We start from the raw sequence: 25,477 nt of genomic DNA on the forward strand, positions 1-25,477 counted from the left end.
ACAAAAACTCGGCTCTTAGTTTTGCTTTGCTGTAATCTTGCATTATCTTTGCAACTATTATTTATAAATGACAGAAGATGAAGAAGGTAGATATAAAAACTCTGAACGACAATTTTATAGAGGCAATAGGCAAAGAATGGATGCTTATAGCATCAGGCAACAGAGACCATTTTAATGTCATGACAGCTTCATGGGGCTGTGTAGGATGGTTATGGAATAAACCTGTAGCCGTGATATTTGTTAGGCCCGAACGTTTTACTCATGATTTTATTGAAGACAATGCCGTTGTGACGTTGTCCTTTCTAGGAAAAGATCCAGATATGCGCAGCATATACAATCTTTGCGGTTCAAAGTCCGGCCGTGAATGTGATAAAGTCAAGGCAACAGGACTTATGCCGGTTGACACAGAATGCGGCAGCGTTACGTTTAAGCAGGCACGTCTTACGCTTGAGTGTGAAAAGCTTTATAAAGACAACATCAAGCCTGAGTGTTTTCTCAATCCTGAAATAAGCAAATGGTACGGCGGTTCGCATGGCGGATATCATGATGCTTACATTCTGGAAATCAAAAATGTATATGTAAGTCAATAATTTAGGTGTGCAAGACATGTCCTTCATAATGATTTTGACGATAAAGATAAAAAAGGTAAGAAATATTTTTGTTGATTGATTGAAAAATAGTAAATTTGCACCCGATTTTCATAAAATAGTTGAATGAAATAGTTGAATGAAGAACGACAAGAACAATCATTATCGCGTGAATGAACAAATTCGCGTAAAGGAAGTCCGTATCGTAGGTGATAACGGATCAACAGTAGTACCAACACGTCAGGCGTTGGAGATGGCGCGTGAGGAAGGTGTTGACCTTGTGGAAATATCCCCTAATGCACAGCCACCTGTATGTCGTCTCATCGACTATAGTAAATTCCTCTATCAGCAGAAAAAACGTGCTAAGGAACTTAAGGCAAAGCAGGTTAAGCAAGAGGTTAAAGAAATAAGATTCGGACCTCAGACCGATGAGCATGACTACAACTTTAAGTTGAAGCATGCGAAAGAGTTCCTTGAAGAAGGCAATAAGGTTCGTGCTTTTGTATTCTTCCGCGGCCGCTCAATTTTGTTTAAAGAGCAAGGTGAGGTGTTGCTGTTGCGTTTCGCTAACGATTTGGAAGAATATGGTAAAGTTGAGCAGATGCCGGCACTTGAGGGCAAGAAGATGTTCCTTTATCTAAGTCCGAAAAAGGCTGGCGTTGCCAAGAAGAGCCAGCAGAAGATGGACCGTGAGCGTCGTGAGGCTGAAGCAAAAGCTGCTGACAGCGTTGCCGAGAAGAATGTTTCTGCAGCCGGTGGCCTGTTTGATAACGCCAAGAACGGAGCTGATGCACTGAAAAAGCTCAGTGAAGGAAACGACTAATTAACGAGAAGTAATAAATATGTGCGTAACGTCCTGGTATATACGTTGCCACAGCTAATAAATAACAACTAATTTAAATTTAAGAAAAAATGCCAAAAATGAAGACAAATTCCGGTGCAAAGAAGAGATTCCGTTTCACCGGTACAGGTAAGATTAAGAGACATCATGCTTACCACAGTCACATCCTGACTAAGAAAACAAAGAAGCAGAAACGTAATCTGGTACACCAGACAATCGTAGACCAGAGCAACATGAAGCAGGTACGCGACTTGCTGTGTCTCCGTTAATCAATGTCGAACAAAAATTAGAGGAAAAAAATTATGCCAAGATCAGTAAATCACGTTGCTTCAAGAGCAAAAAGAAAAAGAATTTTAAAGCTCACTCGTGGATACTACGGAGCTAGAAAAAATGTCTGGACAGTTGCCAAGAATACATGGGAGAAAGGTTTGACCTATGCTTACCGTGATCGCCGTAACAAGAAACGTAACTTCCGTTCTTTGTGGATACAGCGTATCAATGCTGCAGCTCGTCTTGAGAATATGAGCTACTCAACACTTATGGGTGCTTTGCACAAGGCTGGTATCGAGATTAACCGTAAGGTTCTTGCTGACCTCGCTGTAAACAATCCTGAGGCTTTCAAGGCTATCGTTGAGAAAGTAAAATAAGATGTAACCGAATCTTATATATTAACCGCAATCTCTTTGATGAGAGGTTGCGGTTTTTCTTTATATTATAGAGTGAGCTCTGCTTAGGCTTTTTTCTTGCTAATCATTGTCTTTGTAAAAAGTTTAAATATTATGGGAATAGTTATCGGTATTGATGTCGGAATCAGTACGACAAAAATAGTTGGAATACGTGACGGGCATGTTGTTTCGCCTATACGTGTCAAGGCAACAGACCCTGTTACTTCTTTATATGGTGCATTCGGAAAGTATCTGTATGACAATAAGATACAACTTTCTGATGTAGAGCATGTTATGCTTACAGGTGTTGGCAGCGCATATATAAACGAACCTGTTTATGGCTTGCCTACCGATAAAGCTAACGAGTTTATAGCTGACGGACTTGGCGCCCGACATGAGTCAGGAAGGGACAAGATAATTGTTGTGAGCATGGGCACCGGAACATCTCTTGTAAAATGTGACGGCGATAAGATAGAGCACATTGGCGGAATAGGGATTGGAGGCGGAACTTTGCAGGGCTTGGCGCGTCTTATGCTGAAGACAGATGACATACGTACTGTGTCAGAGATTGCGATGAATGGTGACGTGTCAAAGATAAATTTAACTATTGGTGACATAAGTGCCAAACCGTTGCCTGGATTACCGATGTCTGCAGTAGCTTCATTGTTTGGTAATGCAAAAAGTGATGCTTCTCGTGAAGATATTGCCATCGGGCTGATTTGGGCTGTCTTGCAGTCTGTTGGGCAGTCTGCGGTGTTGGCTTCGATAGGCAGTGATATTCGCGAGTATGTTATGATTGGCAATCTAACTTTGCTGCCTCAATGCCGTAGGGTGTTTCCTCCTATTGAGAAACTATATCGTGTAAAACTCATTATCCCTGAATATTCTGAATATTGTACTGCTATTGGTGCTGCTTTGAGCTATTTTGATAAAAGGTATAAAACAGAACGATTATAAATATTTTGTCGGTTGAAATAAAGTGACATATATTTCAACCGACATTAATACATTATTTGCATGCTTTCATCGAAAGCGATATTCTGTTGCGTCTGCGGTCCACCTCTATAACCTTCACCATTACGTGCTGATGTAATTTGACAACCTGTGTGGGGTCGCTTACATATCTGTCGGCAAGCTGTGATATGTGCACCAGTCCGTCCTGATGAACTCCAATGTCGACAAAAGCTCCGAAGTTGGTAATGTTGGTTACAATGCCCGGCAGAACCATGCCTTCAACAAGATCGTCGGGAGTGCTCACGTTAGGATCAAATTCAAACTCTTCGAGCTGTTCGCGCGGATCGCGTCCCGGCTTTTCAAGTTCGGCCATAATATCTGTTAACGTTGGCATGCCTACTTTTTCGCTTACATATCTGTCAAGCCTGATACTCTTTCGCTTGTCTTTGTCTTTAATCAGTTCTGCCACGCTGCATCCGCAGTCTTTTGCCATTTTCTCTACAATCTTATAGCTTTCAGGGTGTACGGCTGTATTGTCAAGCGGATTTTTTGCGTCCGGTATTCTCAGGAAACCTGCACTCTGCTCAAATGCCGACGGGCCGAGCCGTGGCACCTTCAGCAGTTGAGAACGGCTACGGAATGCTCCGTTGGCCGTGCGGTAGTCTATTATATTCTGTGCAAGCGTCGGTCCAAGGCCGCTCACATAGGTGAGCAGGTGTTTGCTGGCGGTGTTAAGGTTTACACCAACCGAGTTGACACAGCTTTCAACGGTAAGGTCAAGGCTCTTTTTCAGCTTGGCCTGGTCAACGTCGTGCTGATATTGTCCTACGCCGATGCTTTTAGGGTCAATCTTTACAAGTTCAGCCAGAGGATCCATAAGTCGCCTGCCTATGCTTACGGCACCGCGCACGGTTACATCCTTGTCGGGAAACTCCTCGCGCGCAGTCTTTGAGGCAGAATAAACTGAAGCTCCGTCTTCGCTTACAGTGAAGACCTGTATGCTGTCTGCAAGTCCGAGAGTCTTTACAAATCTGTTGGTCTCACGGCTTGCCGTGCCGTTGCCTATTGCTATGGCCTCTACGCCATACTTTTTCACCATCTCCTTTATCTGTGTTGATGCTTCTATCTGTTCATTGCGCGGAGGGTGGGGGAATATGGCTTCGTGATGAAGCAGGTTGCCCTGCTCGTCGAGGCATACCACCTTGCATCCTGTACGGAAGCCTGGGTCGATGCCCATCACGCGCTTCTGTCCCAAAGGCGCGGCAAGCAGAAGCTGGCGCAGATTCTCTGCAAATACGGCTATGGCATCGCCGTCGGCATTCTCCTTGCTCATGGTGGCAAACTCCGTTTCTATTGAAGGCTTAAGCAGACGCTTGAACGAATCGGCCACAGCTTCGCCTACTAGTGTTGAGCACCTGCCGTAGCCTCTTACGAAAAGACGTTTTAACTTTTCAACGCATTCTTCGTCGTCGGCAGAAATGCTTACGCGCAGTATGCCGTCCTTCTCGCCCCGCCTCATTGCCAGCAATCTGTGTGACGAACATCTTTTCAGCGGTTCGGAGAAATCAAAGTAGTCGGAGTATTTTGCGGCCTCGTCAGTGTCGGCCTTGCTCTTTATTACTTTCGAGGTTATTATTGCCCCGCGTCTGAAGGCATTGCGCAACTGGCTACGTGAGCGTTCGTCCTCACTGACATTCTCGGCTATAATGTCCAAAGCTCCCTTTATGGCGTCTTCCTCGCTTTTGACGTTCTCGTTTATAAATCTCCGTGCTGTTGTCTCGGGGGCGCTGTCGCGTTGCAGCATTATTATTGTTGCCAGCGGTTCGAGGCCGTTCTCCCTTGCCACCTGAGCTCTTGTGCGCCGTTTCGGTTTGTAGGGCATGTAGATGTCCTCAAGCACTTCCGGCTCCCAACATTCGTTAATACGCTTTTCCAGTTCGGGGGTAAGTTTACCCTGTTCGCTTATTGTCTTTATTATGGTTTCCTTACGTTTGGCGGTTTCCTTCATGCGCTCGTTCAGTTCACAAATCTGTGTTATCTGAACTTCGTCAAGCCCTCCTGTACGTTCTTTCCTGTAACGGCTTATGAAGGGGATGGTGCATCCCGAGTCGAGCAGCTCCAGGGTGTTGTCAACATATTTTATGTTGATGTTCAGAAGGTCGGATATTCGTTTGGCAAATAGATTCATCTTTACTGTATTGATTAACTTTGTTACAAAAATACTGCTTTTCGGTTAAAATGCAATCCTGTGCACCTATTTTTAAAAGTTAAATGTTATGTAGCACGGAGTACAGGTTTTATTTGTTTCGTTAAAGGATAGTAAAAAAGAGAAGCCAGTCAGCAGTCTTTCTTTTAAAATGGTTATCTTTGCATATAACCATGTAACATAGTTGCCTGAGCTGTATGTCTGTCGTGCTGGCAGGTTTGCGGCCGTAGGTGTATGTTATGTTTTTTGATAGACTGATTCAGAAAACTATTCTTGTTTATATGATAACGACATTAATAATACTTGCTGTTTCCGCTTTCTTTTTTGCAATAGGAAAAATACGTTCAGACATTGTTGCCCTGTGTGCTCTTATACTGCTTATGTCGTTGGGCATACTGACGCCTGAAGAGGCTCTTTCTGGCTTTTCAAATTCGGTGGTGATAATGATGGTAGGCCTGTTTGTTGTTGGCGGAGCTATATTTCAGACAGGACTTGCAAAGATGATAAGCGGACGCATAATGAAGCTGGCAGGCGACAGCGAACTGCGCCTGTTTCTTCTGGTTATGACAGTTACATCCGTTATTGGGGCATTCGTCAGCAACACGGGTACGGTAGCCCTTATGTTGCCTATCGTTGTGAGCCTTGCAGCCAAAGCCGGCATAAGTGCGGGTCGCCTGCTCATGCCGTTAGCCTTTGCCAGCAGCCTTGGCGGTATGCTGACGCTTATCGGTACGCCGCCCAACCTTGTTATTCAGGGCGTTCTTTCTGAGAATGGCTATGCTCCGTTGTCGTTTTTCTCGTTCACTCCTGTCGGACTGATATGCATCGTCATCGGCATCATCGTGCTTCTGCCGCTCAGCAAGTGGCTGCTTGTCAAGAAAAATGACGGCGACAAGGATAAGGAGCACAAGACAAAATCTCTCGACGAACTTGTGCGTGAATACCGTCTTGATGAAAATCTTTCGCGCTTTGTCGTAGGGGCCAGATCGAAGGCTAAGGGAAAGACTGTGGCTGAGCTTGACGTACACAACCGTTATGGACTTACTGTGCTGGAAATAAGGCGTGAGACAACCAGGCAGAAGGGTATAATAAAAAGTGTAAGTCAGAAGCTTGCCGGTCCGAATACAATAATGCAGGACGGCGACATAATATACGTGATAGGGGAGAGAGAACAAGCATTGCGGCTTGCTGCAGACTACTCTTTGGACATCCCTTCAAAGGCTGTTTCTGACGGACATGCAGGCCATGAGTCACTCGATTTTTATGACATTGGCATTGCTGAGATTGTATTGCTGCCTACGTCGCGCCTCGTAAACCGTCTGCTAAAAGAATCGTCGTTCCGCTCTAAATATGGCATAAATATAATCGGCATAAGGCGTAAGGGCGAATATATAATGGAGGGGCTGCCTGATGTGCGCCTGCATGGAGGCGACGTGCTTCTTGTTCAGGGAACATGGGCCAACATAAGCCGTTTAGGCAGGGATGAGGACGACTGGGTGGTGCTGGGACAGCCGCTCGAAGAGGCCGCAAAGGTTACTCTCGACTATAAGGCACCGCTGGCAGCTTGCATAATGTTGCTAATGATAGCCATGATGGTGTTCGACTTTATTCCAGTAGCTCCAGTTACGGCTGTTATGATAGCCGGCGTGCTGATGGTGCTTGCGGGATGTTTCCGTAACGTTGAGGCTGCATATAAGACAATTAACTGGGAGAGCGTGGTGCTTATTGCTGCCATGTTGCCTATGTCTGTGGCACTGGAGAAAACCGGAGCTTCGGCATTGATTTCTCATTCGCTTGTAAGCGGATTGGGTGCATACGGCCCGTTTGTGTTGCTTGCAGGAATTTACTTCACGACGTCGCTTCTTACTATGTTTATAAGCAACACTGCTACGGCTGTGCTTATGGCTCCCATTGCCTTGGCTTCCGCGACGGAAACTGGGTTAAGTCCATATCCATTCCTTTTTGCTGTTACGCTTGGTGCCAGCATGTGTTTTGCCTCACCGTTTTCAACACCGCCAAATGCACTTGTCATGCAGGCCGGGCGATACACATTTATGGACTATGTAAAAGTTGGACTTCCTCTGCAGATAATTATAGGTCTGGTTATGGTGTTTGTTCTGCCTCTGCTTTTTCCATTCTGACAACCGGTATTTGCGGTGGCCGGATAAACAGTGATAAACCATTCATACAAAATTATCCGGCTTTACTTTTAATATAATTGTCTATTAAAGCAAAACTGGCCATATCATCACTCAGAAAAGAGTGTTATGATATGGCCAGTTTTATTATTGTCTGCTCCGTTTGTGCGGGTTCTTGTCAATTTAAATGCCAAAGAGTGCTGGCAGGGGTGTGTTTATTCGCCTATAATCGTGGCAACTATGCGTCTCGGGCCGCCGTGGATCCTGTATTCACAGAGATAAATACCCTGCCATGTGCCGAGATTCAGACGGCCGTCAGTTATGGGTATGCTGAGACTCACGCCTGATATGACAGATTTTGCATGGGCCGGCATGTCATCGCTTCCTTCAAGGGTATGACAAAAGTATGGCTGATTTTCGGGTACTATGTGGTTGAATATGCCTTCCATGTCTGTGCGTACGTCAGGGTCAGCATTTTCGTTTATGCAAAGTCCGCAGCTTGTATGTTTAACAAATAGATTAAGCAGTCCGTTTTTAGGCAGTTGCGGCAGTTGGCTTATTATCTCGTTGCTTATAAGATGAAAGCCTCGTGTACGCGGTTTCAGTGTAAATTCCGTCTGTTTTATCATTTCTTATAAAATTATCTGTTGCTTGTTGTTATGTAAATTTCTGTTCTCCATTGTGTCAGAAATGCAGGTTGATGTCAAATCCTGCTTGTATTGGAGTGCCGCGCTGAGCCAGATAAATGGTTTGTCCAGATGCACTGCTGTCGAATGCGAATGTGTTGTAATGAGTGTCTGTAATGTTACGGCACCACAGTTTCAGGCTTACGCCGGTGAAGTTAATGTCGGCATGTGCTCCTAACAGAGCATAGAATGGCTGGCTGTATGTGTTGTCCTCATTCCAGTATGTGCGTCCCTGAGCTGTTACGTCTGCGCCGATGACAACAGACTGTACGGCTGACCCATTGAGCCTTATTCTGTAGTCAGCTCTGGCATTTAGAGTGTGCATAGGTATAAATGGCACACGTTTCCCGTTGTAGCTTATCTCGGTATCATTGCTTGTCTCGTTGTATTCTTTGAATGTCGCTCTTGTAAGGCCGTATCCAGCCGACCATGTAAGACTGTTGTCGAACGCACTGCCGCGCAGTGCTGCTTCAAGTCCCCAGCTTATGCTTTTTCCTGCATTGACCATCATTCGTCCGAATCCGTATTCACCGGCCATTACTGATAATTGCTGGTTGCGTATCTGCATGTAATACACGGCTAAATCGGCATGAATCTTATTGTCAAACAGGTTAAGATGGGCACCGATTTCATAGTTCCAGCTTTCCTCCGGCTTGTATGATATCGTATTGTTTATTTCATCATAGTCTGCCTGTGTGTGAGGTATGTCATAGCTTCCTGTCATGGCTTTGTTGCTGTTTTCGTTAAGTTCATGTTGAAGTATGTCTGAAAACATCTGTATGTTGTAGCCTCCGGCCCTGTATCCCTTACATACAGTGGCATACACGTTACTTCCGTCAGAGTCAATTGTGTAGCTAAGACCTACTTTCGGAAGTAGTTGGCTGTAGTTGTCGTGCGACATGTTGTTGAGCATTGATGTCAATGTGTTTGTCATGCTTTGTCCCATAACATTTGCCGTAATTGCCATTGCAGCGTATGTGTCGTAATGCACTTTTACCCTGTTGTAGTCGTATCTAAGTCCAAGTGTTGCTGTCAGCCGGTCTGTAAGACTGATGTTAGATTCATGGAAGACGCCGATGTTGAGCTGTGGAGTGTTGAATGTAGCCGGAACTTTCATGTCTGCGCTTACATTAATTCCTCCAGCTTTCTCTATTGCAGCGGCTGCAGCTTTTTCGGCTGCTGCTTGCGGCATGCCTGCTGCAACCATCTTGTCGATCATTGCCTTAAGTATTGAATTATACATTGCAGACTGTATTCCGCCTGATATGCGGCCAGTAAAGTCTTCGTCGAAAAATACAGGGGCGTCAGTTCTTAGCCATTGGTACGATCCATAAAGGCCTGTGGCACGTTTCCATTTACCTTCTGTGTTATTTCTTACGGTCAGTTCCTGTGTTATTGCGTTAGTGAGCTGCCGCTGCTCCAGGTGCATGAAGTCTGATGCAAGGTAGTCTTGGTCCATCATCATGCAATCGTCCATGAACTGATAACTTGTGGTTGATGTCAGTGTAAATTTGTCTGTTGCATATTTAAGGTTAAGGCCAGTGTTAAGCATATTTCGTTTATAGCTGTTTTGTCTGTTGGCCGATGGTGATTCAACATTGTTGGTCGTTATGTCAAGCAGACCATATGGGAAGGCGTTTTGGTTTACATACTGATAATCGGCTGTAAAGTCTATGGTGAACCTGTCTGTTAGTCTTGAAACAAAGCGTGCCTTGCCGCCAGCCTCATTATAATTGTCTGCTCTGTTGCCGGTTGTCTGATTTTTAAAGAATCCGTTACTTCCGCTATAAAAACCTGCAATGCTGAAGGCTGCATTATCACCAAGCTTTCCGTAATGAGCTGCTTCAAAATCTCTTTGAAAATGTGTGCCCAGACCAAGATGAATGTCTGTTCCCTGATATTTCATCGGATTTTTTGTATATAAGCGTAACAGTCCGCCTTCTGTATTCATGCCATACAGTGTGCCTTGTGGACCACGTAGAATGTCGGCGCGGTCAATCTGGTATGTATGTATGTTGAATGCGCTCTTGTTTACCATGGGGATGCCGTCGACATATATTCCTATTGCAGGATTGTTTACTCGCGAGCCTATACCACGGATATACATTGAAGATGTAAGACGTGAACCGTATGCAGGCATTGCGAAAGAAGGTACATAGCTGGCAAGCATGCTCAGGTCTGTTATTCCAAGGCTGTTTATGTCGTTGCCGGTGAACATTGAAGAGCTAAGCGGCTGCTGCCTCAGAAGCAAAGCTTCTTTGGGCTGTGATACGATGACCACTTCGTCAAGGTTGTATACTCGTGAAGTGTCTGTTGCTCCAATTTTATTTGCAACGTCTGTCAAAGAGACTTTGTTTCCAGAAAATGCTATGTTACAGCAATATTTAAACGATGCAGCCTGACTTTCGGTTGTTGTTAACCACATCAAGGCAACTGCCATGTATGTTATTTTTTTTGTATCCATTTGTATTCACCGTTTTTATTTTCGCCTGCAAAATTAAGTATTACACATTTTATGTGCAATCCTTATTTATGTGGATTTTTGTATTGTAGTTGTATGTGTTTTTGTTGGTTTATTTCTATTTATCACAACAGGTCATAAGCTCCTGACGTATTTTTATTTATATAAAATAGGTCGTCTATAGTTTTTGCAGGTATATTGGTCGTTTTTATAAAACAGATAGTATTATAAAAAGGAAAGTGTTAATATGGTAAGTCTAATATTGTTTAGTGGTAAAACTGGTTTTGAGTTGGCATTTTGATTTATATACTATGCCGATTTTATATTGCATTGCATGCAGAATAAATTGTACAATTAATGCAGTCAGCAAAATATATCACTGGCTTTTATGCGTTTATCTAAATGGAGATATAACTTGGTAATTAAAGCTGTGTGAAACACACATATTAATGTGTGGAGCTTATTGTGTTATATATTGTACGGAAATCTAGAGGACCAGATTAAGAATTCATTTTTAACACAACATCTTCTATTGTCTTCGGAAAATATTTCTGCTCAAGTTCATGAACCTTTGACTCGATAACTTCTACCGTGTCGTTTTCCGTGAGTGGGGTTGTATATTGCTTTATGATTGCGCCACCATCGCATACATTGCTCACAAAGTGTATTGTGATGCCTGTTTCTGTTTCTTTTGCAGCTTTAACGGCATCATGAACATGATGTCCGTACATGCCTTTGCCACCAAATTTGGGCAGTAGTGACGGATGTATGTTTATAATTCTATTTTCAAAATTTTCAATGAGAAAATCAGGTATCATGAGCAGAAATCCTGCTAATACGATGAAATTAATATCATTCTCTTTTAACAAAGACAACATTATCTCCGCATTGTTTATTTCTGCTTTTGTCAATACTTTGCAGGGAACATTATATTTGCTGGCACGAGTCAAGACATAAGCATCTTGCTTGTTGCTGATAACAAGATTAATGTTTATATCTTTGTGGTCAGTGAAATATCTTATTATATTTTCACAGTTAGTGCCGTTTCCGGATGCAAATATTGCGATGTTTGTCATTTGGTTTGTATTTAATGATATTATTGTTTTCAAAACTCATCGTCATCGAAAGAGTCATCCCAGTCGTCGAATCCGAATTCTGCCGGTTCTATAAATGCGTCCAGACTTCTTCTTTCTTTCTTTGTCGGACGACCTGTTCCTCGTGCACGGTCAATGAAACCGCTGATGCGGTTCATCTCAAGGATTTCATATTGTTTAGGATCTGTAACATTCTCATAAATGCCAGGAATGAGCTTGGCGCCTACGCGTTGTTCTATGCATTGTAATATTTTAAATGAGTATGTTACAGGAGGCTTCTTCACGGATACAGTTTCCCCTGTTTTAACCATGTGCGATGGCTTTACGTTGACGCCGTTTATGGTTACTCTTCCGTTCTTGCAGGCATTGGCGGCCAGTGAGCGTGTCTTGAATATCCTTGATGCCCACAGCCATTTGTCTATTCTCGCAGTGTCTGCCATTATTGGTGCTTTTTGTTATATTGATTCATTGTAATGTTGACTCCAGCCAGTACAAAACTTTTGATTATTTCGATAGATGTGTCTATTGCCGGAGTAAGCGTCTTCATGTCTTCTTCGTCGTATTTTCCCAATACCCAGTCTACTTGTGCTCCTTTAGGAAAATCGTTGCCGATGCCTACACGCAGACGTGAATACTGTTGCGTACCGATGACGCTTTGGATATTTCCCAGACCGTTGTGTCCGCCATTGCTTCCGCTTGCTTTCAGACGTAATGCGCCTAAAGGCAGTGACAAGTCGTCAACTACAACAAGAAGATGTTCAAGAGATATGTTCTCTTTGTTCATCCAGTATCTAACGGCATTGCCGCTGAGGTTCATGTATGTAGTTGGTTTAAGCAGTATGAGTTTGCGGCCTTTTATGGATGTTTCTCCTATAAAGCCGTATCTGCGGTCTTCAAAAATAATATTGGACGCTTTCGCGAAAGCGTCCAATATCATAAATCCGGTATTGTGTCTGGTATTCTGGTATTCATCACCAGGATTTCCCAGTCCTACAATCAAGTATTTATCCATTCTTTAGTTATTATTCAGCGTCTTCAGCTTTGCTGGCTGCATTAGATTTACGTGTAGCCTTGATTGAGCATACAACAACCTCTTTGCTTGTAGCCATCTCCAGACCTTCGAAGTGCAGGTCGCCAACCTTGATGCTCTTACCGATCTTCAGGTCAGTAACATCGATGTCGAGGTGCTCAGGAATATCCTGATATTTAGCTGTAACGTTGATTTTGCGGATAGAAAGGTTCATACGTCCACCATCGCGGATACCCTGTGCAAGACCTGTGAGCTTAACAGGTATACCGATTGTGATAGGCTTCTGGTCGTTAACCTCATAGAAGTCTACGTGCAGAAGTGCGTCTGTTACCGGGTGGAACTGCAGTTCCTTCAGTATTGCAGTATGGCTTTCACCATCGATAATAAGGTTTATTACATAGATGTGAGGAGTGTAAACGATTTTGCGGAGCTCGTTCATCGGGCATGTGAATGCCAATGCTTTAGGTGCGCCGTTTTCGTCCTTTGCCTCACCATAAAGGTTACATGGGATAAATCCTTCTTTTCTCAGGTTCTTAGAAGATTTCTTACCGATGGTACTTCTTTTTTTACCGGTTACTTCAATTTCTTTCATAATAATTGTGTTACTCTAAATTAAGTTAATAAAATCTTGCTTAATTCACCATCACACGAGAATAAATTTCACGATGTGCTCTGAAAAAGCGATGCAAAGTTATTACTTTTTATTCTAATGAGCAAATAATAACAATAAAAACATATAAAAACTATACCGTTTTCTTGCAAATGTTCTTATTTTTACCTACTTTTGCACGTATTAAAATAGAAAATAATCTATAAAATAATGATTAACAGGGAATTAATTAGAATAAAGATAGTCCAGTTAACCTATGCATACTATCAAAACGGCAATCGGAATATAGATGTGGCAGAGAAAGAATTGTTGTTCAGTCTTTCAAAAGCTTATCATCTTTACCATTATTTATTGGCATTGGTTGTTGCCGTGTCAAAAGAGGCACGCAAGCATTATGATGTCGAAGTGGCAAGGGCCAACCGAGAAAATACTGCCATGCCGTCAAGTAAGTTCGTTGATAATAAGTTTGCCATACAGCTGGAGGCAAACCAGCAGCTCTGTGACTTTATCTCAACTCAGAAACAGACATGGGATGATGATATAGAGTTCGTAAGAAAACTATATTCTCAGATCGTTCAGAGCAGAATCTACACAGGCTATATGAGCAGTGATGACTCTTCTTATGAGGCAGACCGTGAATTGTGGCGCAAGCTTTATAAGACATTCATTATGGAAAATGAGGAACTTGATGCTCTGCTCGAGGAAAAAAGTCTTTATTGGAATGATGACAAAGAGATTGTTGATACGTTTGTATTGAAGACAATAAAGCGCTTTGATCCTGCAAATGATGATAAGCAGGAACTGCTGCCGGAGTATAAAGACGACGAAGACAAGGACTTCGCACGTAAACTTTTCCGCTCAACGATATTAAATGCAGACAAGTATCAGCATTATATGAGCGAGACTTCACGTAACTGGGACTTCTCGCGTCTGGCATATATGGATGTCGTGATTATGCAGATTGCAATAGCCGAGATGCTTACATTTGCCAATATCCCTATTAACGTTACTATTAATGAGTACGTTGATCTGGCAAAGGTTTACAGCACTCCTAAGAGTGCCGGATATATCAACGGTATGCTTGACACAATTGCAAGGCATCTTATAAATACTGGCGTGTTGTTGAAACCTATAAGTGACAATAAAAAATGAATTAATAAATAAAATTAACTGAATTAACGAAATGAACACATTTATGTTTTTGGCTTCTCAGGCTCAGCAGGGAGGAAGTATGAGTTTTCTAATCTTTATGGTGGCTATATTCGCTATCATGTGGTTCTTTATGATACGTCCTCAGCAGAAGAAGCAGAAAGAGATCCGTAAGTTCCAGAATGCTCTTCAGGAAGGTACAAAGGTCGTAACCGGCGGTGGAATTTATGGTGAAGTTAAAAGAATAGACCTTGCAACCAATATTGTTGAAATAGAGATTGCAAAAGGTGTGACAATTCGTGTTGACAAAGGTTATGTATTTGCCGATGCGACATCATCAGAGCTTACAGCTGGTCAAAACAAATAATGAACGATTCAAAATTGTTTCATATATTTAAAGTCATCAGAAGCTTCTTGTTTAGTTCTGTAAACAAGGAGTTTCTGATTTTCTTGTTTTTTTTAATATTAAGCGGTACATTCTGGTTGTTAATGACCTTGAATGAAACCTATGAAAAAGAAATAGAGGTACCGGTCACATTGGTCGATATACCTAAAAATGTTGTTTTAGCAAGCGACACAACAACTGACATACGTGTTACGGTTCGTGATAAAGGCTATTATCTGCTTACATATTTGTACAGCAATAAGATACATCCAATAAAAGTCAAGTTCAACAGTTACGCAAAAAACACAGGTACAGGAACCGTAGCTTCTGCTGAATTGCAGAAGCTGATATATCAGCAGCTTTTTAATTCTTCCCATATAACGAGCATAAAGCCCGACAAGTATGAGTTCTTTTTCAATTATGGATTAAAGAAGCGGGTGCCCGTTAAGTTAAACGGAAAGATACGTCTTGGTAGAAGCTATTATCTTGCCAAGGTCATGTTCTCTCCGGATTCAATAGACATATATGCAGGGCGTGATGTTCTCGACAGTATTAAATATGTATATACTGAACGCCTTAACATAACAAATTTAACAGATACTGTGATACGTCAGGTGCCGTTGCTTAAGACACGTGGAGTCAAGAGTGTGCCTGATAATGTAAAGATATCATTGTTCCCGGATATTCTGACAGAAGAAAAGGTCGAGGTGCCTATCGTTGCAGTGAATATGCCGGAAGGAAAAATATTGCGCACGTTCCCGTCTCGCGTAACTGTTACGTTTACGGTTGGTGCCAGCATGTTCAGAACCATTCAGCCTGATAAGTTTAAGGTTATTGTTGATTATAACGAACTGATTGACAGTCCGTCGGAAAAATGTAATGTATATCTGCGCTATATTCCTCACGGAGTACGCAATGCAAAGATGGATGTGAATCAGGTTGACTATTTAATAGAGGAGCAGTAGAGTAAAATGGTGAAAGTTGCAGTTACAGGCGGTATAGGAAGCGGAAAAAGTTATATTTGCAGTATGCTTGAGAAGCGTGGCATACGTATTTACAGCTGTGATGATGCTGCAAAGCGGCTTATGGCCACATCCGAAAAGATACATGCCGGACTTACGGCATTAGTGGGCGACAATGCTTATGTCAACGGAGTGCTCAACAAGCCGGCTCTGACATCATTTCTGCTGAAGAGTCCTGAAAATACAGAAAAGATCAACTCTATTGTACATCCTGCCGTGGCAGACGATTTTGTTCATTCTGACTATACATGGATGGAATGTGCTATTCTGTTTTCGAGCGGTTTCGATAAGTTAGTTGACAAGACAATATGCGTCACTGCTCCATTGGAGGTTAGGATAAGGAGAGTGATGGAGCGCGATAACATTTCTCGTCAGAAGGCGTGTGACTGGATAAACCATCAGATGTCTCAGGAGGATATGGCTGCGCTGAGCGACTATGTTATAGTGAACGATGGTCATAGCGACATCGAAAGCCAGATAAACAAGGTGCTCGAGTCGTTGGACAGGTAATGATAATAATGTAATTAATTTAATTATAATTTTTTTGAATATAAAGATGAAACAGACAATTCTTTCTATCTCAGGAAAACCAGGCCTTTATATTTTGGTATCAAGAGGCAAGGCTAATTTAATAGTTGAAAAAGTAGACGAAACACATAAGCGTATGCCGGTGTTTGCAAGTGACTGTGTAACAAGTCTTAACGACATAGCCATGTATACAAATGCCGATGATGTGCCTTTGACAAAGATTCTTGCTGACCTCTATAAAGTAGAGAATGGTGGCGAGGTATCAATAGATTACAGAAAATGTCCTTCAAAGGAACTTCGTGATCACTTTGCACAGGTTCTTCCGGATTTCGATCAGGACAGAGTTCACGACAGCGACATCAAGAAGCTGTATCAGTGGTACAACATATTGGTTAAGAACGGAATAACTGATTTTGAGAACAATACCGAGGCTTCAGCTGAAGAGAATGAACAAGAAGGATAGGTATCAGTACATAATTGATTATTTCAAAGAAGAAATGCCGAAAGTCACTACCGAATTAGAATTCGGTAGTGTTTTTCAATTATTGGTTGCCGTTGTTCTCAGTGCCCAATGTACCGACAAGCGCGTCAACTCTATCACGCCGCAGCTGTTTGAGCGTTATCCTGATGCTAAGTCTATGGCCGAGGCGGAGCCGGATGAGGTTTACGAGTATATAAAGAGCGTGTCGTATCCTAACGCCAAGTCGCAGCATCTTGTCAGCATGGCACGTATGCTGATATCTGACTTCAACGGCGAAGTGCCCGACACAATGGATAAGTTGATAAAACTGCCGGGAGTGGGGCGCAAGACGGCCAATGTCATTCAGGCCGTAGCCTTCGGGCGTTCGGTCATTGCCGTTGACACGCATGTGTTCCGTGTGAGCCACAGGCTCGGACTTGTAACACGTAAGGCCAACACGCCGCTTAAAGTTGAGAGTGAACTTATGGCTAACATCCCGGCAGAATATGCAACAGATGCACATCATTGGCTGCTGTTGCACGGCCGGTACGTATGTACGAGCCGTAAGCCCCATTGTGAGAAGTGTCCTTTTGATCACTTCTGTCCTAAAATAATGGACGGCTCAAAGTTGTAGAACAGGTATTCTTATTTATTGAATTTTGTAGTCTTATTTAATGGTCTGTAGGTATTATGCAAACAAAAATAATATTCGATTTTCTTGAAAATATAAGAAAAAATAACAACAGGGAATGGTTTAACAGCCATAAGGACGAATATCTTTCAGCCAAGACTGTGTTTGAAAAATGTATAGAAGAGGCAATAGTAAGGATTACAGAGTTCGACCCTTCGGTAAAACATCTTACAATAAAGGATGTAACTTACCGTTTCTATCGCGACACACGTTTTTCGCAGGATAAGTCTCCGTACAAGACTCATCTTGGGGCATATATTGCAGCCCATGGCAAGAAGGCGCTTCATGGAGGTTATTACATCCATTTTGAGCCGGGACACTGTCTGTTGTCATGTGGCAGCTATTGGCTTCCTACCAATATCCTTACTTCCTGCAGAAACGAGATAATGGCTAACATAGATACATGGAGAGGCATTGTTGAGAGCAAGAAGTTTGTAGAACTCTTTGGCCGTCCGGGCGAAGGAACATGGGATTCACCTAAGGGGTTTGGATTGGAAAGTCTGAAGACTGCTCCGTCTGGATTTCCGCGCGATTATGAGTTTATCCAGTATCTGCGAATGAAAGATTATTGCTGCTGGACAGCTGTGCCCGACACATTCTTTTCAAAGAGCACATGGCTCGACGAGATGTCAGACATTCTGGCTGTCGGTAAGCCAATGATGGACTTTGTCAATTCGGTTATAGATGATTATGAATAACCGCTAATCAGATATTATGGCTACTGTTGGAGCTATGTGCGATATGCCCCGCATGCCAATGTATTGTGCTGAGTGAATATTGCACGGCAAGTTTTTATATTGAGCCCCGGCAGTGATATTGCAAAAGACATTCTTTTGCATCCCGAAAGACGGCATATTGGATTGTAAAAGATGGCTTTTTGAACGCTAAAACAATACCTTTTGCAGCATGCTTCATAATAAGCTGTAAAATAGATATTTACAGGTGATACATGATATCGTTGTCAGATAAGCTATTTTCTTTGACATATTGCCGTTTGGCATATTTTTGTGGCAGTTACGTCTATTATGCATTAATTTAATTAAAAACGCTAATGAAGGACCAGTTAAGGTTACTGAGAGATTGTATAACCAACTATATACCGGCTGTTGTGTTTCAGGGTGACGACAGCTGTGCTCCCGAAATATTGGAGGCGGCTATGGACATTTACCGTAAGCATGGCTGCTCTGAAGAATTCTTGTACGATTGGCAACAGCTTATTAACGAGGTTAAGGCGTATCAGACTGAATGTCCCGACAGGGTGAAGTTGCCTAAACTCTCGGCTACGGAGAAGGAACTTGTAAGAGAGGATATGATTAAAAACGCACTCAGAAGATGACCCTTATACTATATTCGGCAGATCTTAGCAGCGAGTTAAGCCTTACTTATGCAGACGGAGGCATACGTGCAGGCTTTCCTTCACCGGCACAAGACTATTTGTCTGACAGCATTGACCTTAACCGTGAACTTGTGCGTCATCCGGCAACAACGTTTTACGCCCGTGCTGTCGGCGACTCAATGAAGGGATGTGGCATTGACGATGGCGATTTGCTCGTTATCGACAAGTCTATCGACCCGCATGACGGCGATATTGTCGTGGCATTTATCGACGGCGAGTTTACACTGAAGAAAGTAAGGATAGATCCAGACGGCAGTTGTCTTTGGCTAATTCCTGCCAATGACGATTATCCTCCGATAAAGGTAACGGAGGAGAACAATTTTATCGTGTGGGGCGTTCTTACCTATAATATAAAACGGCAGCTAAGAAGATAGTTATACAATGTTTGCCTTGGTTGACTGCAATAATTTTTACTGTTCGTGTGAGCGTGTGTTCAATCCGGCCTTGCGAACGTCGCCTGTCGTAGTGCTTTCAAATAACGACGGATGCATCATAGCGCGCAGCAATGAGGCAAAAGCCATGGGCATTGCCATGGGCACTCCGTTCTATCAGGTTAAAGATATGCTAGAGAGAAACAAGGTGGCCGTGTTCAGTTCAAATTACACCCTTTATGGCGACATGAGCAGGCGCGTAATGATGCTTCTTTCCGAGTTCGCTCCCGATGTCAGTCAATATTCAATTGATGAGGCTTTTGTTGACCTTTCTGGTTTTGGCAGCGGCGATATGCTGCGCGAATATGGAATGAAGATTGTGCGTGCCATAGGCAAGGGTACGGGTATACCGGTAACCATGGGCATTGCTCCTACCAGGACTTTGGCTAAGGTGGCTTCTAAGTATGGCAAACGTTTCAAGGGCTATCACGGCGTATGCCTTATCGATACAGATGACAAACGTATAAAAGCTCTGCAGGGACTTGATGTGGCTGATGTGTGGGGCATAGGACGGCGCAGCGTGTCTAAGCTCAACTATTATGGAGTACACACCGCCTACGACCTGGTGCAGCGCAGTGAGAGTTGGGTGCGCAAGATGCTTACCATATCAGGAGTAAGAACCTGGCGTGAACTTCATGGCGAAAGTTGCATAGATATAGAAGAGTTGCCGCAGAAAAAGAGCATATGCACGAGCCGAAGTTTTGCCGATGAAGGCTTGTCTGAACTCAGTCATTTAGAGGAGGCCGTGGCAAACTTTGCTTCGGCATGTTCTCGCAAGCTTAAGCAACAGCACAGCTGTTGTGGTGCCGTTACAGTGTTTGCCTATACAAGCCGTTTCCGTACAGATGTGCCTCGCCGGGCAATAAACCATACGTCAGTGATGATAGTTCCCACCAATGATTTGCGTGAACTCGTGTCAACGGCAGTAGATGCCTTGCGTTCGCAGTGGCCGGCTGATACATGCCGCTTTAAGAAGGCTGGTGTAATAGTGTGGGGCATTTGTCCTGACACGGCAGTTCAGACTTATCTTTTTGATAAGGTTGACCGTGCAAAGCAGGCCCGACTTGCTGCCGCAATAGATTGTATAAACCGTAAAAACGGCTATGGCATGGTTAAGATTGCAGTGCAGGGCACAGGCAATGATTGGCATCTTAAGCACGAACATGCCTCACAGAGATATACGACAGACTTGAATGAAATAATAAAGGTGAAGGCATAATTCCCGATTATTCCATGTCTTTTAGGCGTTTGTTGTGTCTTTTACCTTTTTATTATTTGCTTCCGTAATTTTTTGTTATTAGTATTTTATCTTATTCCGGCATATATAGAAGACTGATTTTATGATAGATTATTAAAATTTTTTTTCGGGTTAAGATTTCTATTCGTTTTGGTATATACAATCTTCCTGTTTGTTGATTATGTTTTTATTTGAATTACGCATTTTGTAATTTTGCCGCAGAAATGTTTCATAAACAAATTAAATGATATGAAAAAGTTAACTTTTATAGCAGCTTTTGCAATGTCGCTTTTCTGTGTCTTGGGCTCACCGAGTGTTTATGCACAAGAGCAACAGGGCCGTAAACCGGCAATGAGAAAAGTTGTTGACCCTGAAACTTCGGCGCGTGAGCTTACAGACAGGATGAAAGAGGAACTGAAACTTACAGAAAAGCAATATAAAAAGGTTTACAAGCTCAACCTGAAAGAAGCTGAGGCCATGGCCGATGAAAATAAACCAGAAATGCCTGATGGCATGGTCGGCCCTGAGGAAGGTCGCGGCGGAATGCGTCCGGGAATGAGACCTGATGGTATGCGCATGGAGCCCGGTAGAGGAATGAGGCCTAGACCAGGTGATGGAACGGATAATGCAGATTTCAGCGAGAAGGCTGAACAGATGAAAAAGCGTGAAGAGAAGATGGACAAGAAGATGAAAAAGATTCTTGATGACGGACAATATGCAAAATGGCAGGATATGATGAAAGAAAGGAGAGAACGGCAAAAACGCGAACTCGACCTTCAGCGGCAGCGTAGGGAATTGGGCCTCCCAGAAAAAGCCTGACTTTATTGCTGCTTGATTATGCTTTCGGCTTTATGTTCAAATTATAGCTTTATTATGACTTTTGTGCGGAGTGCTGATGAAGTCTTGCAGATGTCTTTTCATAGACAATTTGCTTGATGAGATTTACCCCCAACTGGTTATTGGCTTTCTGCTGTATTGTCGTTTTATATTGAGTTGATTGCTGTATACCTTTCACTGGCGTGCTGTTTATGAACTCCGACGATAGAAAATACAAATACGGCTGAAAGTATGAATATACCAATTGTATTAAACAATACATAGCCTGATTACTGATTTGGGTTAAAGTAATTTGTTGATATGGAAACTTAATGCCGATTACGGATTTGTTGGTAGTTGATGTCATACAATTGCTACATTTATATTGGCGTTGTAATTTGATTTTCCTTTTATTTTGGCACGTGAGTGTCGTGTTGGTTTCTTTTTTATTGGCACGTGAGTGTCTTTTAGATTTAGCGATTGCCCTGCCGTGCCATTATGGTGCGGCAGGTTTTCTTTATGCTATTCCCGGTTGGTCATAGATGTTTTTGGTTGTATTGTTGTTCTTTCTTCATTTTTATGTATGTTTGTCTTGTGGCTGTTCTTTATATGCCATTATCATGCGGGAGAATATTGTGCATCCATATAATTGTGGCATTAATCAAATGTCTTGATATGCCGCAAACTTCCGTTAACTTCTTATAAGTTCTATAAAAACAGCATCTGCCTATAGTCTTTTGTGCATGAATATTTATGGAGTGTGGCAAATAAATGCTACTTTTGTATCGTCATAATACAAACGTAAAAAGATTATCATTGCTGCATGCCTGTAATAGAGATAACATCATTAAGTCATCCCGGAGTAGAAATATTCGGTAAACTTACCGAAGCACAGCTCCGTAACCGTGTAGAGCCGGGAAAAGGTCTGTTTATTGTTGAGAGTCCTAAGGTTATACGTGTGGCTCTCGATGCCGGATATGAGCCTTTGGCGCTTATGTGCGAGCGTAAGCATATCACAGGCGATGCTGCCGATATAGTGGAGCATATAGGTGATGTGCCGATATACACCGGTGAGCGTGATGTCTTGTCTGGACTTACCGGGTATACACTTACGCGTGGCGTGCTGTGTGCCATGCGTCGTCCTGTCATGCCTTCTGTCAGTGATGTTTGCCGTGATGCAAGCCGGGTTGTAGTCATTCATGGTGTTGTCGACACAACCAACATTGGTGCTATATTTCGTTCCGCTGCAGCCTTGGGCATTGATGCCGTGTTGATAACGCCCGATTCGTGCGATCCTCTTAACCGTCGTGCTGTCAGGGTGTCTATGGGTTCGGTTTTTCTTGTTCCCTGGACGTGGTGTGACGATCCGTTTGGCGAGTTGTCACGCCTTGGCTTCCGCACGGCGGCAATGGCTCTTACCGACCGTTCTGTGCCTCTTGATTATAAACCGCTGAAAGACGAGCCGCGTCTTGCGCTCATAATGGGTACCGAGGGCGACGGACTTCCTGCTGAAGCTATCTGTAAGGCCGACTATGTGGTGCGCATCCCCATGTCACATCAGGTTGACTCTCTTAATGTGGCTGCTGCGGCAGCCGTAGCTTTTTGGGAACTTAGGCCGCAGCGTCAGCAAGGCTGATTTTTCATGCCTGACTTTTGACTCTTCTGCTCGCTCTTGCTCTGTGCGGCAGTTTTTAGGATTAATGCCGGAAGTGTTGCGGTCGAGTAGCTTGTGGCTTTGCAGGCGCAATACAGCAAATAAACATAAAAAACTAACTGTAAGATGAAACCTGAAATTGTGGTGATGAACTTCACTCATGTATATGAGCAGGAGCGTTTTCTGTCAAATAGTCATTTCTGCTGGATTGACTGTACCGACCTTAATGGCACCGACTGTTACTGTGATGCTGAAGCAGCCGATGCGCTCAGACGTAGGATGAAGCCTTACAGTCCACACGGACTGCATTTTATCGATTCTGGCAATTATCATTACGTCAGCAAGTTTTGGACCGATAAAATAATCGAACCGTTCTCAATGGTAGTATTCGACCATCATCCCGACATGCAGCCGTCTTTATTCGATGAGATGCTTTCGTGTGGCTCTTGGGTTAAGACCATGCTCGACACTAATAAGTTCTTGCGCAAGGTGCTTATCGTTGGGGCAGCCGACAGACTTATCCGGGCTGTTCCTGATGAGTATCGCGACCGGGTAAAGTTTTATGGTGAGTCTTCTTTAGAGCATGCTGAGGAATGGAGAAAGTTCTCAGCTGAACATGTCGACGAACCTGTGTATATTTCAGTAGACAAGGATGTGCTTAATACTGACTCTGCCGTTACCAACTGGGATCAGGGCTCTTTGTCGCTTGCATCACTTGAGAGTTTGCTTTCAATAATACTCCGAAACGAGAACGTCATAGGCATAGATGTTTGTGGAGAATGTACTCCTTCGCTCGACCTTTTTGACGAACAGCGCAGCATTAGTATTGACGGCAAGGCCAATCACGAGCTTTTGTCTCTTTATTGCAGGCTTGCTTCTGCCCGTTGATGGCCCTGCAGTCTGTCTTTATCTTTGCGTTGACTTTATGCAATGCCGAGCAGTTCTATCTCAAATATCAATGTTGAGCCGCCCGGTATTCCCGGTTGTGAGAATTTTCCGTAACCCAGTTCTGCCGGTATATAAATTTCCCATTTGTCGCCTATGCACATGTATTGCATGGCAATAATCCATCCTTCAATGAGGTCGCTCAGTCTGAAAGCCACAGGAGTTCCGCCAACGCTTGAGTCGAATGTTTTGCCGTCAATGGTGCGTCCTGTATAGTGTGCCGTTACGATGCTTCGTGGAGTAGGGTGTACGCCGTTGTCGTTTCCAGCCGAAAGCACTTTGTAATAAACACCTTTCGGCAGAGCCATTACGCCTTCTTCGCCGGCTTTTGCCTCAAGCCATTCGCGGTTAGCCTTGATATATTCTTTCTTTCCCATTCTGTTTTTCTTTGTTTATATAATTTTTCCGGCTGTAAAGGTAGCTGTTTTTTTGATTATTCTGTGCCTTTTATATTGCAAACATTTATCTGCTGCTCATGTTTTGGGCAGACTGGACATTTCGTGCCTGGTATATATAGGATTCGGCTCGGCATTGCAGATTCAAAAAAATGTTTTTTTTGTTTTGCATTGCTCCCGCCTTTCGCTATATTTTCATAATATAGGATTCGGCTCGGCAATACAAATTCAAAAAACTTTTTTTTTGTTTTGTATTGCTCTCGCCTTTCACTATATTTTCATAATATAGGATTCGGCTCGGCATTGCAGATTCAAAAAAATGTTTTTTTGTTTTGCATTGCTCTCGCCTTTCACTATATTTGCAAAAGAATCAATGCACAAAGACAATATGGAAAATAAGGTTTATACATATAAGCATCCTCACCCGTCAGTTACGGTTGACTGTGTCATTTTCGGATTTGATGGCGCCAGTCTCCAGGTGTTGCTCATCGAGCGTGGTGCTGAGCCGTTTAAAGGCTGTTGGGCATTTCCCGGCGGATTTCTCAATATGGATGAGTCGGCAGTCGAGGGTGCCATGCGCGAACTTGAAGAAGAAACAGGACTGACCGGGGCTTATATGGAGCAGTTTCATACATATAGTGCCCCTGACCGCGATCCGCGTGAGCGTGTAATAACAATAGCACATTATGCTCTTGTACGCACAAGCGAGGTGCGTTCCGGCGACGATGCTTCAAGGGCGCGGTGGTTTTCGCTCAACGAGGTGCCGCCTTTGGCCTTCGATCATGCACGTATATTGAAAGATGCCCTTACACGTTTGCGTGAGCGCATCCATTTTCATCCCGTAGCCTTCGGCCTTCTGCCAAAAGAGTTTACCATGAAGGAATTGCGCACCCTTTATGAAGCAGTATTTTGTGTTAGCTTTGATCATCGGAGCTTTGGTGGCAGAATGTTGCGTACAGGCCTTCTTGTTAAGGTTGCGCCTGCATCAGGTCATAAAAGTTCTGTCTATCGCTTTGACGCTGAAAAGTATGAGAAACTCAGGCGTAACGGCATATTTCCGGAGTTTTAGCTGTCGGCAGAGTTTTGCTTGTTATTA

28 protein-coding genes are annotated in these 25,477 nt (G+C 43.3%); 20 read left to right on the plus strand and 8 right to left on the minus strand.

The genetic code is table 11. The features are described from left to right. Positions 1 to 77 precede the first annotated feature (77 nt). From ACZMIG_RS03265 to coaW, 5 genes are all read left to right on the plus strand, one after another. Entirely contained in the window at positions 78 to 590 is a 513-nt protein-coding gene (locus ACZMIG_RS03265; protein ID WP_021855550.1) for a flavin reductase, read from the plus strand. Between the two features lie 136 nt (positions 591 to 726). Beyond that, positions 727 to 1,410 carry a translation initiation factor IF-3 gene (gene infC / locus ACZMIG_RS03270; protein ID WP_053397739.1) on the plus strand — a complete coding sequence of 228 codons (684 nt, stop codon included), beginning with the start codon at positions 727 to 729 and terminating at the stop codon, positions 1,408 to 1,410. Between the two features lie 89 nt (positions 1,411 to 1,499). Continuing rightward, the gene (rpmI, locus tag ACZMIG_RS03275; RefSeq protein WP_021855552.1) at positions 1,500 to 1,697 is read left to right on the plus strand and encodes a 50S ribosomal protein L35; all 198 of its coding nucleotides are present in this window, start codon (positions 1,500 to 1,502) and stop codon (positions 1,695 to 1,697) included. 33 nt (positions 1,698 to 1,730) lie between these two features. Further along, entirely contained in the window at positions 1,731 to 2,075 is a 345-nt protein-coding gene (gene rplT / locus ACZMIG_RS03280) for a 50S ribosomal protein L20 (protein WP_021852324.1), read from the plus strand. A 132-nt stretch (positions 2,076 to 2,207) separates the two neighbouring features. Continuing rightward, a complete protein-coding gene (gene coaW, locus ACZMIG_RS03285) occupies positions 2,208 to 3,050 on the plus strand; it encodes a type II pantothenate kinase (RefSeq protein WP_021855553.1) in 843 nt (280 codons plus the stop codon). A 52-nt stretch (positions 3,051 to 3,102) separates the two neighbouring features. On the opposite strand, the gene ACZMIG_RS03290 is transcribed toward coaW, so the two are convergent. Further along, positions 3,103 to 5,235: a Tex family protein gene (locus ACZMIG_RS03290; RefSeq protein WP_418874055.1), complete on the minus strand. Its 2,133-nt coding sequence runs from the start codon at positions 5,233 to 5,235 to the stop codon at positions 3,103 to 3,105. A gap of 299 nt (positions 5,236 to 5,534) precedes the next feature. Here ACZMIG_RS03290 and ACZMIG_RS03295 point away from each other — a divergent pair, with 299 nt between their 5' ends. After that, positions 5,535 to 7,394, plus strand: coding sequence for an SLC13 family permease (locus ACZMIG_RS03295; protein ID WP_418874054.1), 1,860 nt, complete (start codon positions 5,535 to 5,537; stop codon positions 7,392 to 7,394). Between the two features lie 212 nt (positions 7,395 to 7,606). On the opposite strand, the gene ACZMIG_RS03300 is transcribed toward ACZMIG_RS03295, so the two are convergent. The 6 genes from ACZMIG_RS03300 to ACZMIG_RS03325 form a co-directional block, all read right to left on the minus strand. Next, positions 7,607 to 8,020, minus strand: a complete 414-nt coding sequence (locus ACZMIG_RS03300; protein ID WP_303054301.1) for a secondary thiamine-phosphate synthase enzyme YjbQ — start codon at positions 8,018 to 8,020, stop codon at positions 7,607 to 7,609. Positions 8,021 to 8,075: 55 nt separating this feature from the next. Next, positions 8,076 to 10,541: a TonB-dependent receptor gene (locus ACZMIG_RS03305; RefSeq protein WP_418874053.1), complete on the minus strand. Its 2,466-nt coding sequence runs from the start codon at positions 10,539 to 10,541 to the stop codon at positions 8,076 to 8,078. 497 nt (positions 10,542 to 11,038) lie between these two features. Further along, complete coding sequence (gene purN, locus ACZMIG_RS03310; RefSeq protein ID WP_303054320.1) at positions 11,039 to 11,614, minus strand: phosphoribosylglycinamide formyltransferase; 576 nt, start codon at positions 11,612 to 11,614, stop codon at positions 11,039 to 11,041. Positions 11,615 to 11,643: 29 nt separating this feature from the next. Continuing rightward, positions 11,644 to 12,072, minus strand: coding sequence for an RNA-binding S4 domain-containing protein (locus tag ACZMIG_RS03315; protein WP_302024239.1), 429 nt, complete (start codon positions 12,070 to 12,072; stop codon positions 11,644 to 11,646). Then, the gene (gene pth / locus ACZMIG_RS03320; protein ID WP_021855560.1) at positions 12,072 to 12,644 is read right to left on the minus strand and encodes an aminoacyl-tRNA hydrolase; all 573 of its coding nucleotides are present in this window, start codon (positions 12,642 to 12,644) and stop codon (positions 12,072 to 12,074) included. Before pth ends, ACZMIG_RS03315 begins: the two co-directional genes overlap by 1 nt. 10 nt (positions 12,645 to 12,654) lie before the next feature. Continuing rightward, complete coding sequence (locus tag ACZMIG_RS03325; protein WP_021855561.1) at positions 12,655 to 13,254, minus strand: 50S ribosomal protein L25/general stress protein Ctc; 600 nt, start codon at positions 13,252 to 13,254, stop codon at positions 12,655 to 12,657. A gap of 228 nt (positions 13,255 to 13,482) precedes the next feature. On the opposite strand from ACZMIG_RS03325, the gene nusB reads away from it, so the two are divergent. From nusB to ACZMIG_RS03390, 13 genes are all read left to right on the plus strand, one after another. Beyond that, positions 13,483 to 14,424 (plus strand): transcription antitermination factor NusB, encoded by a 942-nt coding sequence (gene nusB, locus ACZMIG_RS03330; RefSeq protein WP_487889044.1) that lies wholly within the window; start codon positions 13,483 to 13,485, stop codon positions 14,422 to 14,424. A 31-nt stretch (positions 14,425 to 14,455) separates the two neighbouring features. Continuing rightward, the gene (yajC, locus tag ACZMIG_RS03335; RefSeq protein WP_021855563.1) at positions 14,456 to 14,788 is read left to right on the plus strand and encodes a preprotein translocase subunit YajC; all 333 of its coding nucleotides are present in this window, start codon (positions 14,456 to 14,458) and stop codon (positions 14,786 to 14,788) included. Positions 14,789 to 14,910: 122 nt separating this feature from the next. Continuing rightward, positions 14,911 to 15,771 (plus strand): CdaR family protein, encoded by an 861-nt coding sequence (locus ACZMIG_RS03340; protein ID WP_418874052.1) that lies wholly within the window; start codon positions 14,911 to 14,913, stop codon positions 15,769 to 15,771. Between the two features lie 6 nt (positions 15,772 to 15,777). Further along, on the plus strand, positions 15,778 to 16,338 hold the full coding sequence (gene coaE / locus ACZMIG_RS03345; RefSeq protein ID WP_288948731.1) for a dephospho-CoA kinase: 561 nt from the start codon (positions 15,778 to 15,780) through the stop codon (positions 16,336 to 16,338). Between the two features lie 46 nt (positions 16,339 to 16,384). Beyond that, entirely contained in the window at positions 16,385 to 16,819 is a 435-nt protein-coding gene (locus ACZMIG_RS03350) for a DUF5606 family protein (protein WP_302354008.1), read from the plus strand. Further along, positions 16,803 to 17,450 carry an endonuclease III gene (nth, locus tag ACZMIG_RS03355; protein ID WP_418874051.1) on the plus strand — a complete coding sequence of 216 codons (648 nt, stop codon included), beginning with the start codon at positions 16,803 to 16,805 and terminating at the stop codon, positions 17,448 to 17,450. The genes ACZMIG_RS03350 and nth overlap by 17 nt, the downstream gene beginning before the upstream one ends. Positions 17,451 to 17,506: 56 nt before the next feature. Next, positions 17,507 to 18,205: a DUF2461 domain-containing protein gene (locus ACZMIG_RS03360; RefSeq protein ID WP_418874050.1), complete on the plus strand. Its 699-nt coding sequence runs from the start codon at positions 17,507 to 17,509 to the stop codon at positions 18,203 to 18,205. 353 nt (positions 18,206 to 18,558) lie between these two features. After that, on the plus strand, positions 18,559 to 18,843 hold the full coding sequence (locus tag ACZMIG_RS03365) for a hypothetical protein (protein WP_021855569.1): 285 nt from the start codon (positions 18,559 to 18,561) through the stop codon (positions 18,841 to 18,843). Further along, a complete protein-coding gene (locus ACZMIG_RS03370; protein WP_021855570.1) occupies positions 18,840 to 19,277 on the plus strand; it encodes a LexA family protein in 438 nt (145 codons plus the stop codon). The genes ACZMIG_RS03365 and ACZMIG_RS03370 overlap by 4 nt, the downstream gene beginning before the upstream one ends. Positions 19,278 to 19,284: 7 nt before the next feature. Next, positions 19,285 to 20,553 carry a Y-family DNA polymerase gene (locus ACZMIG_RS03375; RefSeq protein WP_418874049.1) on the plus strand — a complete coding sequence of 423 codons (1,269 nt, stop codon included), beginning with the start codon at positions 19,285 to 19,287 and terminating at the stop codon, positions 20,551 to 20,553. Positions 20,554 to 20,820: 267 nt separating this feature from the next. After that, positions 20,821 to 21,390 (plus strand): DUF4890 domain-containing protein, encoded by a 570-nt coding sequence (locus ACZMIG_RS03380; RefSeq protein ID WP_418874048.1) that lies wholly within the window; start codon positions 20,821 to 20,823, stop codon positions 21,388 to 21,390. Between the two features lie 820 nt (positions 21,391 to 22,210). Continuing rightward, entirely contained in the window at positions 22,211 to 23,023 is an 813-nt protein-coding gene (locus tag ACZMIG_RS03385) for a TrmH family RNA methyltransferase (RefSeq protein ID WP_487889045.1), read from the plus strand. 144 nt (positions 23,024 to 23,167) lie between these two features. Beyond that, entirely contained in the window at positions 23,168 to 23,929 is a 762-nt protein-coding gene (locus ACZMIG_RS03390) for an arginase family protein (RefSeq protein WP_418874046.1), read from the plus strand. A 35-nt stretch (positions 23,930 to 23,964) separates the two neighbouring features. Here the strand turns inward: ACZMIG_RS03390 and bamJ are convergent, their stop codons facing one another. Continuing rightward, positions 23,965 to 24,363, minus strand: coding sequence for a BamJ family beta-barrel-assembly machinery protein (gene bamJ, locus ACZMIG_RS03395; protein WP_418874045.1), 399 nt, complete (start codon positions 24,361 to 24,363; stop codon positions 23,965 to 23,967). 406 nt (positions 24,364 to 24,769) lie between these two features. Here bamJ and ACZMIG_RS03400 point away from each other — a divergent pair, with 406 nt between their 5' ends. Next, positions 24,770 to 25,450, plus strand: a complete 681-nt coding sequence (locus ACZMIG_RS03400; protein WP_418874470.1) for an NUDIX hydrolase — start codon at positions 24,770 to 24,772, stop codon at positions 25,448 to 25,450. Positions 25,451 to 25,477 lie beyond the last annotated feature (27 nt).

The sequence above is a fragment of the Xylanibacter sp. genome (assembly GCF_057607445.1).

Coding starts and splice junctions, on each gene's coding strand:
- ACZMIG_RS03290 (WP_418874055.1), bottom strand. CDS start 5,235: ATGAATCTATTTGCCAAACGAATATCCGACCTTCTGAACATCAACATA.
- ACZMIG_RS03400 (WP_418874470.1), top strand. CDS start 24,770: ATGGAAAATAAGGTTTATACATATAAGCATCCTCACCCGTCAGTTACG.
- rplT (WP_021852324.1), top strand. CDS start 1,731: ATGCCAAGATCAGTAAATCACGTTGCTTCAAGAGCAAAAAGAAAAAGA.
- ACZMIG_RS03300 (WP_303054301.1), bottom strand. CDS start 8,020: ATGATAAAACAGACGGAATTTACACTGAAACCGCGTACACGAGGCTTT.
- infC (WP_053397739.1), top strand. CDS start 727: ATGAAGAACGACAAGAACAATCATTATCGCGTGAATGAACAAATTCGC.
- ACZMIG_RS03350 (WP_302354008.1), top strand. CDS start 16,385: ATGAAACAGACAATTCTTTCTATCTCAGGAAAACCAGGCCTTTATATT.
- ACZMIG_RS03340 (WP_418874052.1), top strand. CDS start 14,911: ATGACCTTGAATGAAACCTATGAAAAAGAAATAGAGGTACCGGTCACA.
- ACZMIG_RS03365 (WP_021855569.1), top strand. CDS start 18,559: ATGAAGGACCAGTTAAGGTTACTGAGAGATTGTATAACCAACTATATA.
- coaW (WP_021855553.1), top strand. CDS start 2,208: ATGGGAATAGTTATCGGTATTGATGTCGGAATCAGTACGACAAAAATA.
- yajC (WP_021855563.1), top strand. CDS start 14,456: ATGAACACATTTATGTTTTTGGCTTCTCAGGCTCAGCAGGGAGGAAGT.
- nth (WP_418874051.1), top strand. CDS start 16,803: ATGAACAAGAAGGATAGGTATCAGTACATAATTGATTATTTCAAAGAA.
- ACZMIG_RS03325 (WP_021855561.1), bottom strand. CDS start 13,254: ATGAAAGAAATTGAAGTAACCGGTAAAAAAAGAAGTACCATCGGTAAG.
- ACZMIG_RS03265 (WP_021855550.1), top strand. CDS start 78: ATGAAGAAGGTAGATATAAAAACTCTGAACGACAATTTTATAGAGGCA.
- ACZMIG_RS03370 (WP_021855570.1), top strand. CDS start 18,840: ATGACCCTTATACTATATTCGGCAGATCTTAGCAGCGAGTTAAGCCTT.
- bamJ (WP_418874045.1), bottom strand. CDS start 24,363: ATGGGAAAGAAAGAATATATCAAGGCTAACCGCGAATGGCTTGAGGCA.
- ACZMIG_RS03360 (WP_418874050.1), top strand. CDS start 17,507: ATGCAAACAAAAATAATATTCGATTTTCTTGAAAATATAAGAAAAAAT.
- ACZMIG_RS03390 (WP_418874046.1), top strand. CDS start 23,168: ATGAAACCTGAAATTGTGGTGATGAACTTCACTCATGTATATGAGCAG.
- ACZMIG_RS03295 (WP_418874054.1), top strand. CDS start 5,535: ATGATAACGACATTAATAATACTTGCTGTTTCCGCTTTCTTTTTTGCA.
- ACZMIG_RS03305 (WP_418874053.1), bottom strand. CDS start 10,541: ATGGATACAAAAAAAATAACATACATGGCAGTTGCCTTGATGTGGTTA.
- ACZMIG_RS03375 (WP_418874049.1), top strand. CDS start 19,285: ATGTTTGCCTTGGTTGACTGCAATAATTTTTACTGTTCGTGTGAGCGT.
- ACZMIG_RS03380 (WP_418874048.1), top strand. CDS start 20,821: ATGAAAAAGTTAACTTTTATAGCAGCTTTTGCAATGTCGCTTTTCTGT.
- nusB (WP_487889044.1), top strand. CDS start 13,483: ATGATTAACAGGGAATTAATTAGAATAAAGATAGTCCAGTTAACCTAT.
- ACZMIG_RS03385 (WP_487889045.1), top strand. CDS start 22,211: ATGCCTGTAATAGAGATAACATCATTAAGTCATCCCGGAGTAGAAATA.
- ACZMIG_RS03315 (WP_302024239.1), bottom strand. CDS start 12,072: ATGGCAGACACTGCGAGAATAGACAAATGGCTGTGGGCATCAAGGATA.
- purN (WP_303054320.1), bottom strand. CDS start 11,614: ATGACAAACATCGCAATATTTGCATCCGGAAACGGCACTAACTGTGAA.
- pth (WP_021855560.1), bottom strand. CDS start 12,644: ATGGATAAATACTTGATTGTAGGACTGGGAAATCCTGGTGATGAATAC.
- rpmI (WP_021855552.1), top strand. CDS start 1,500: ATGCCAAAAATGAAGACAAATTCCGGTGCAAAGAAGAGATTCCGTTTC.
- coaE (WP_288948731.1), top strand. CDS start 15,778: ATGGTGAAAGTTGCAGTTACAGGCGGTATAGGAAGCGGAAAAAGTTAT.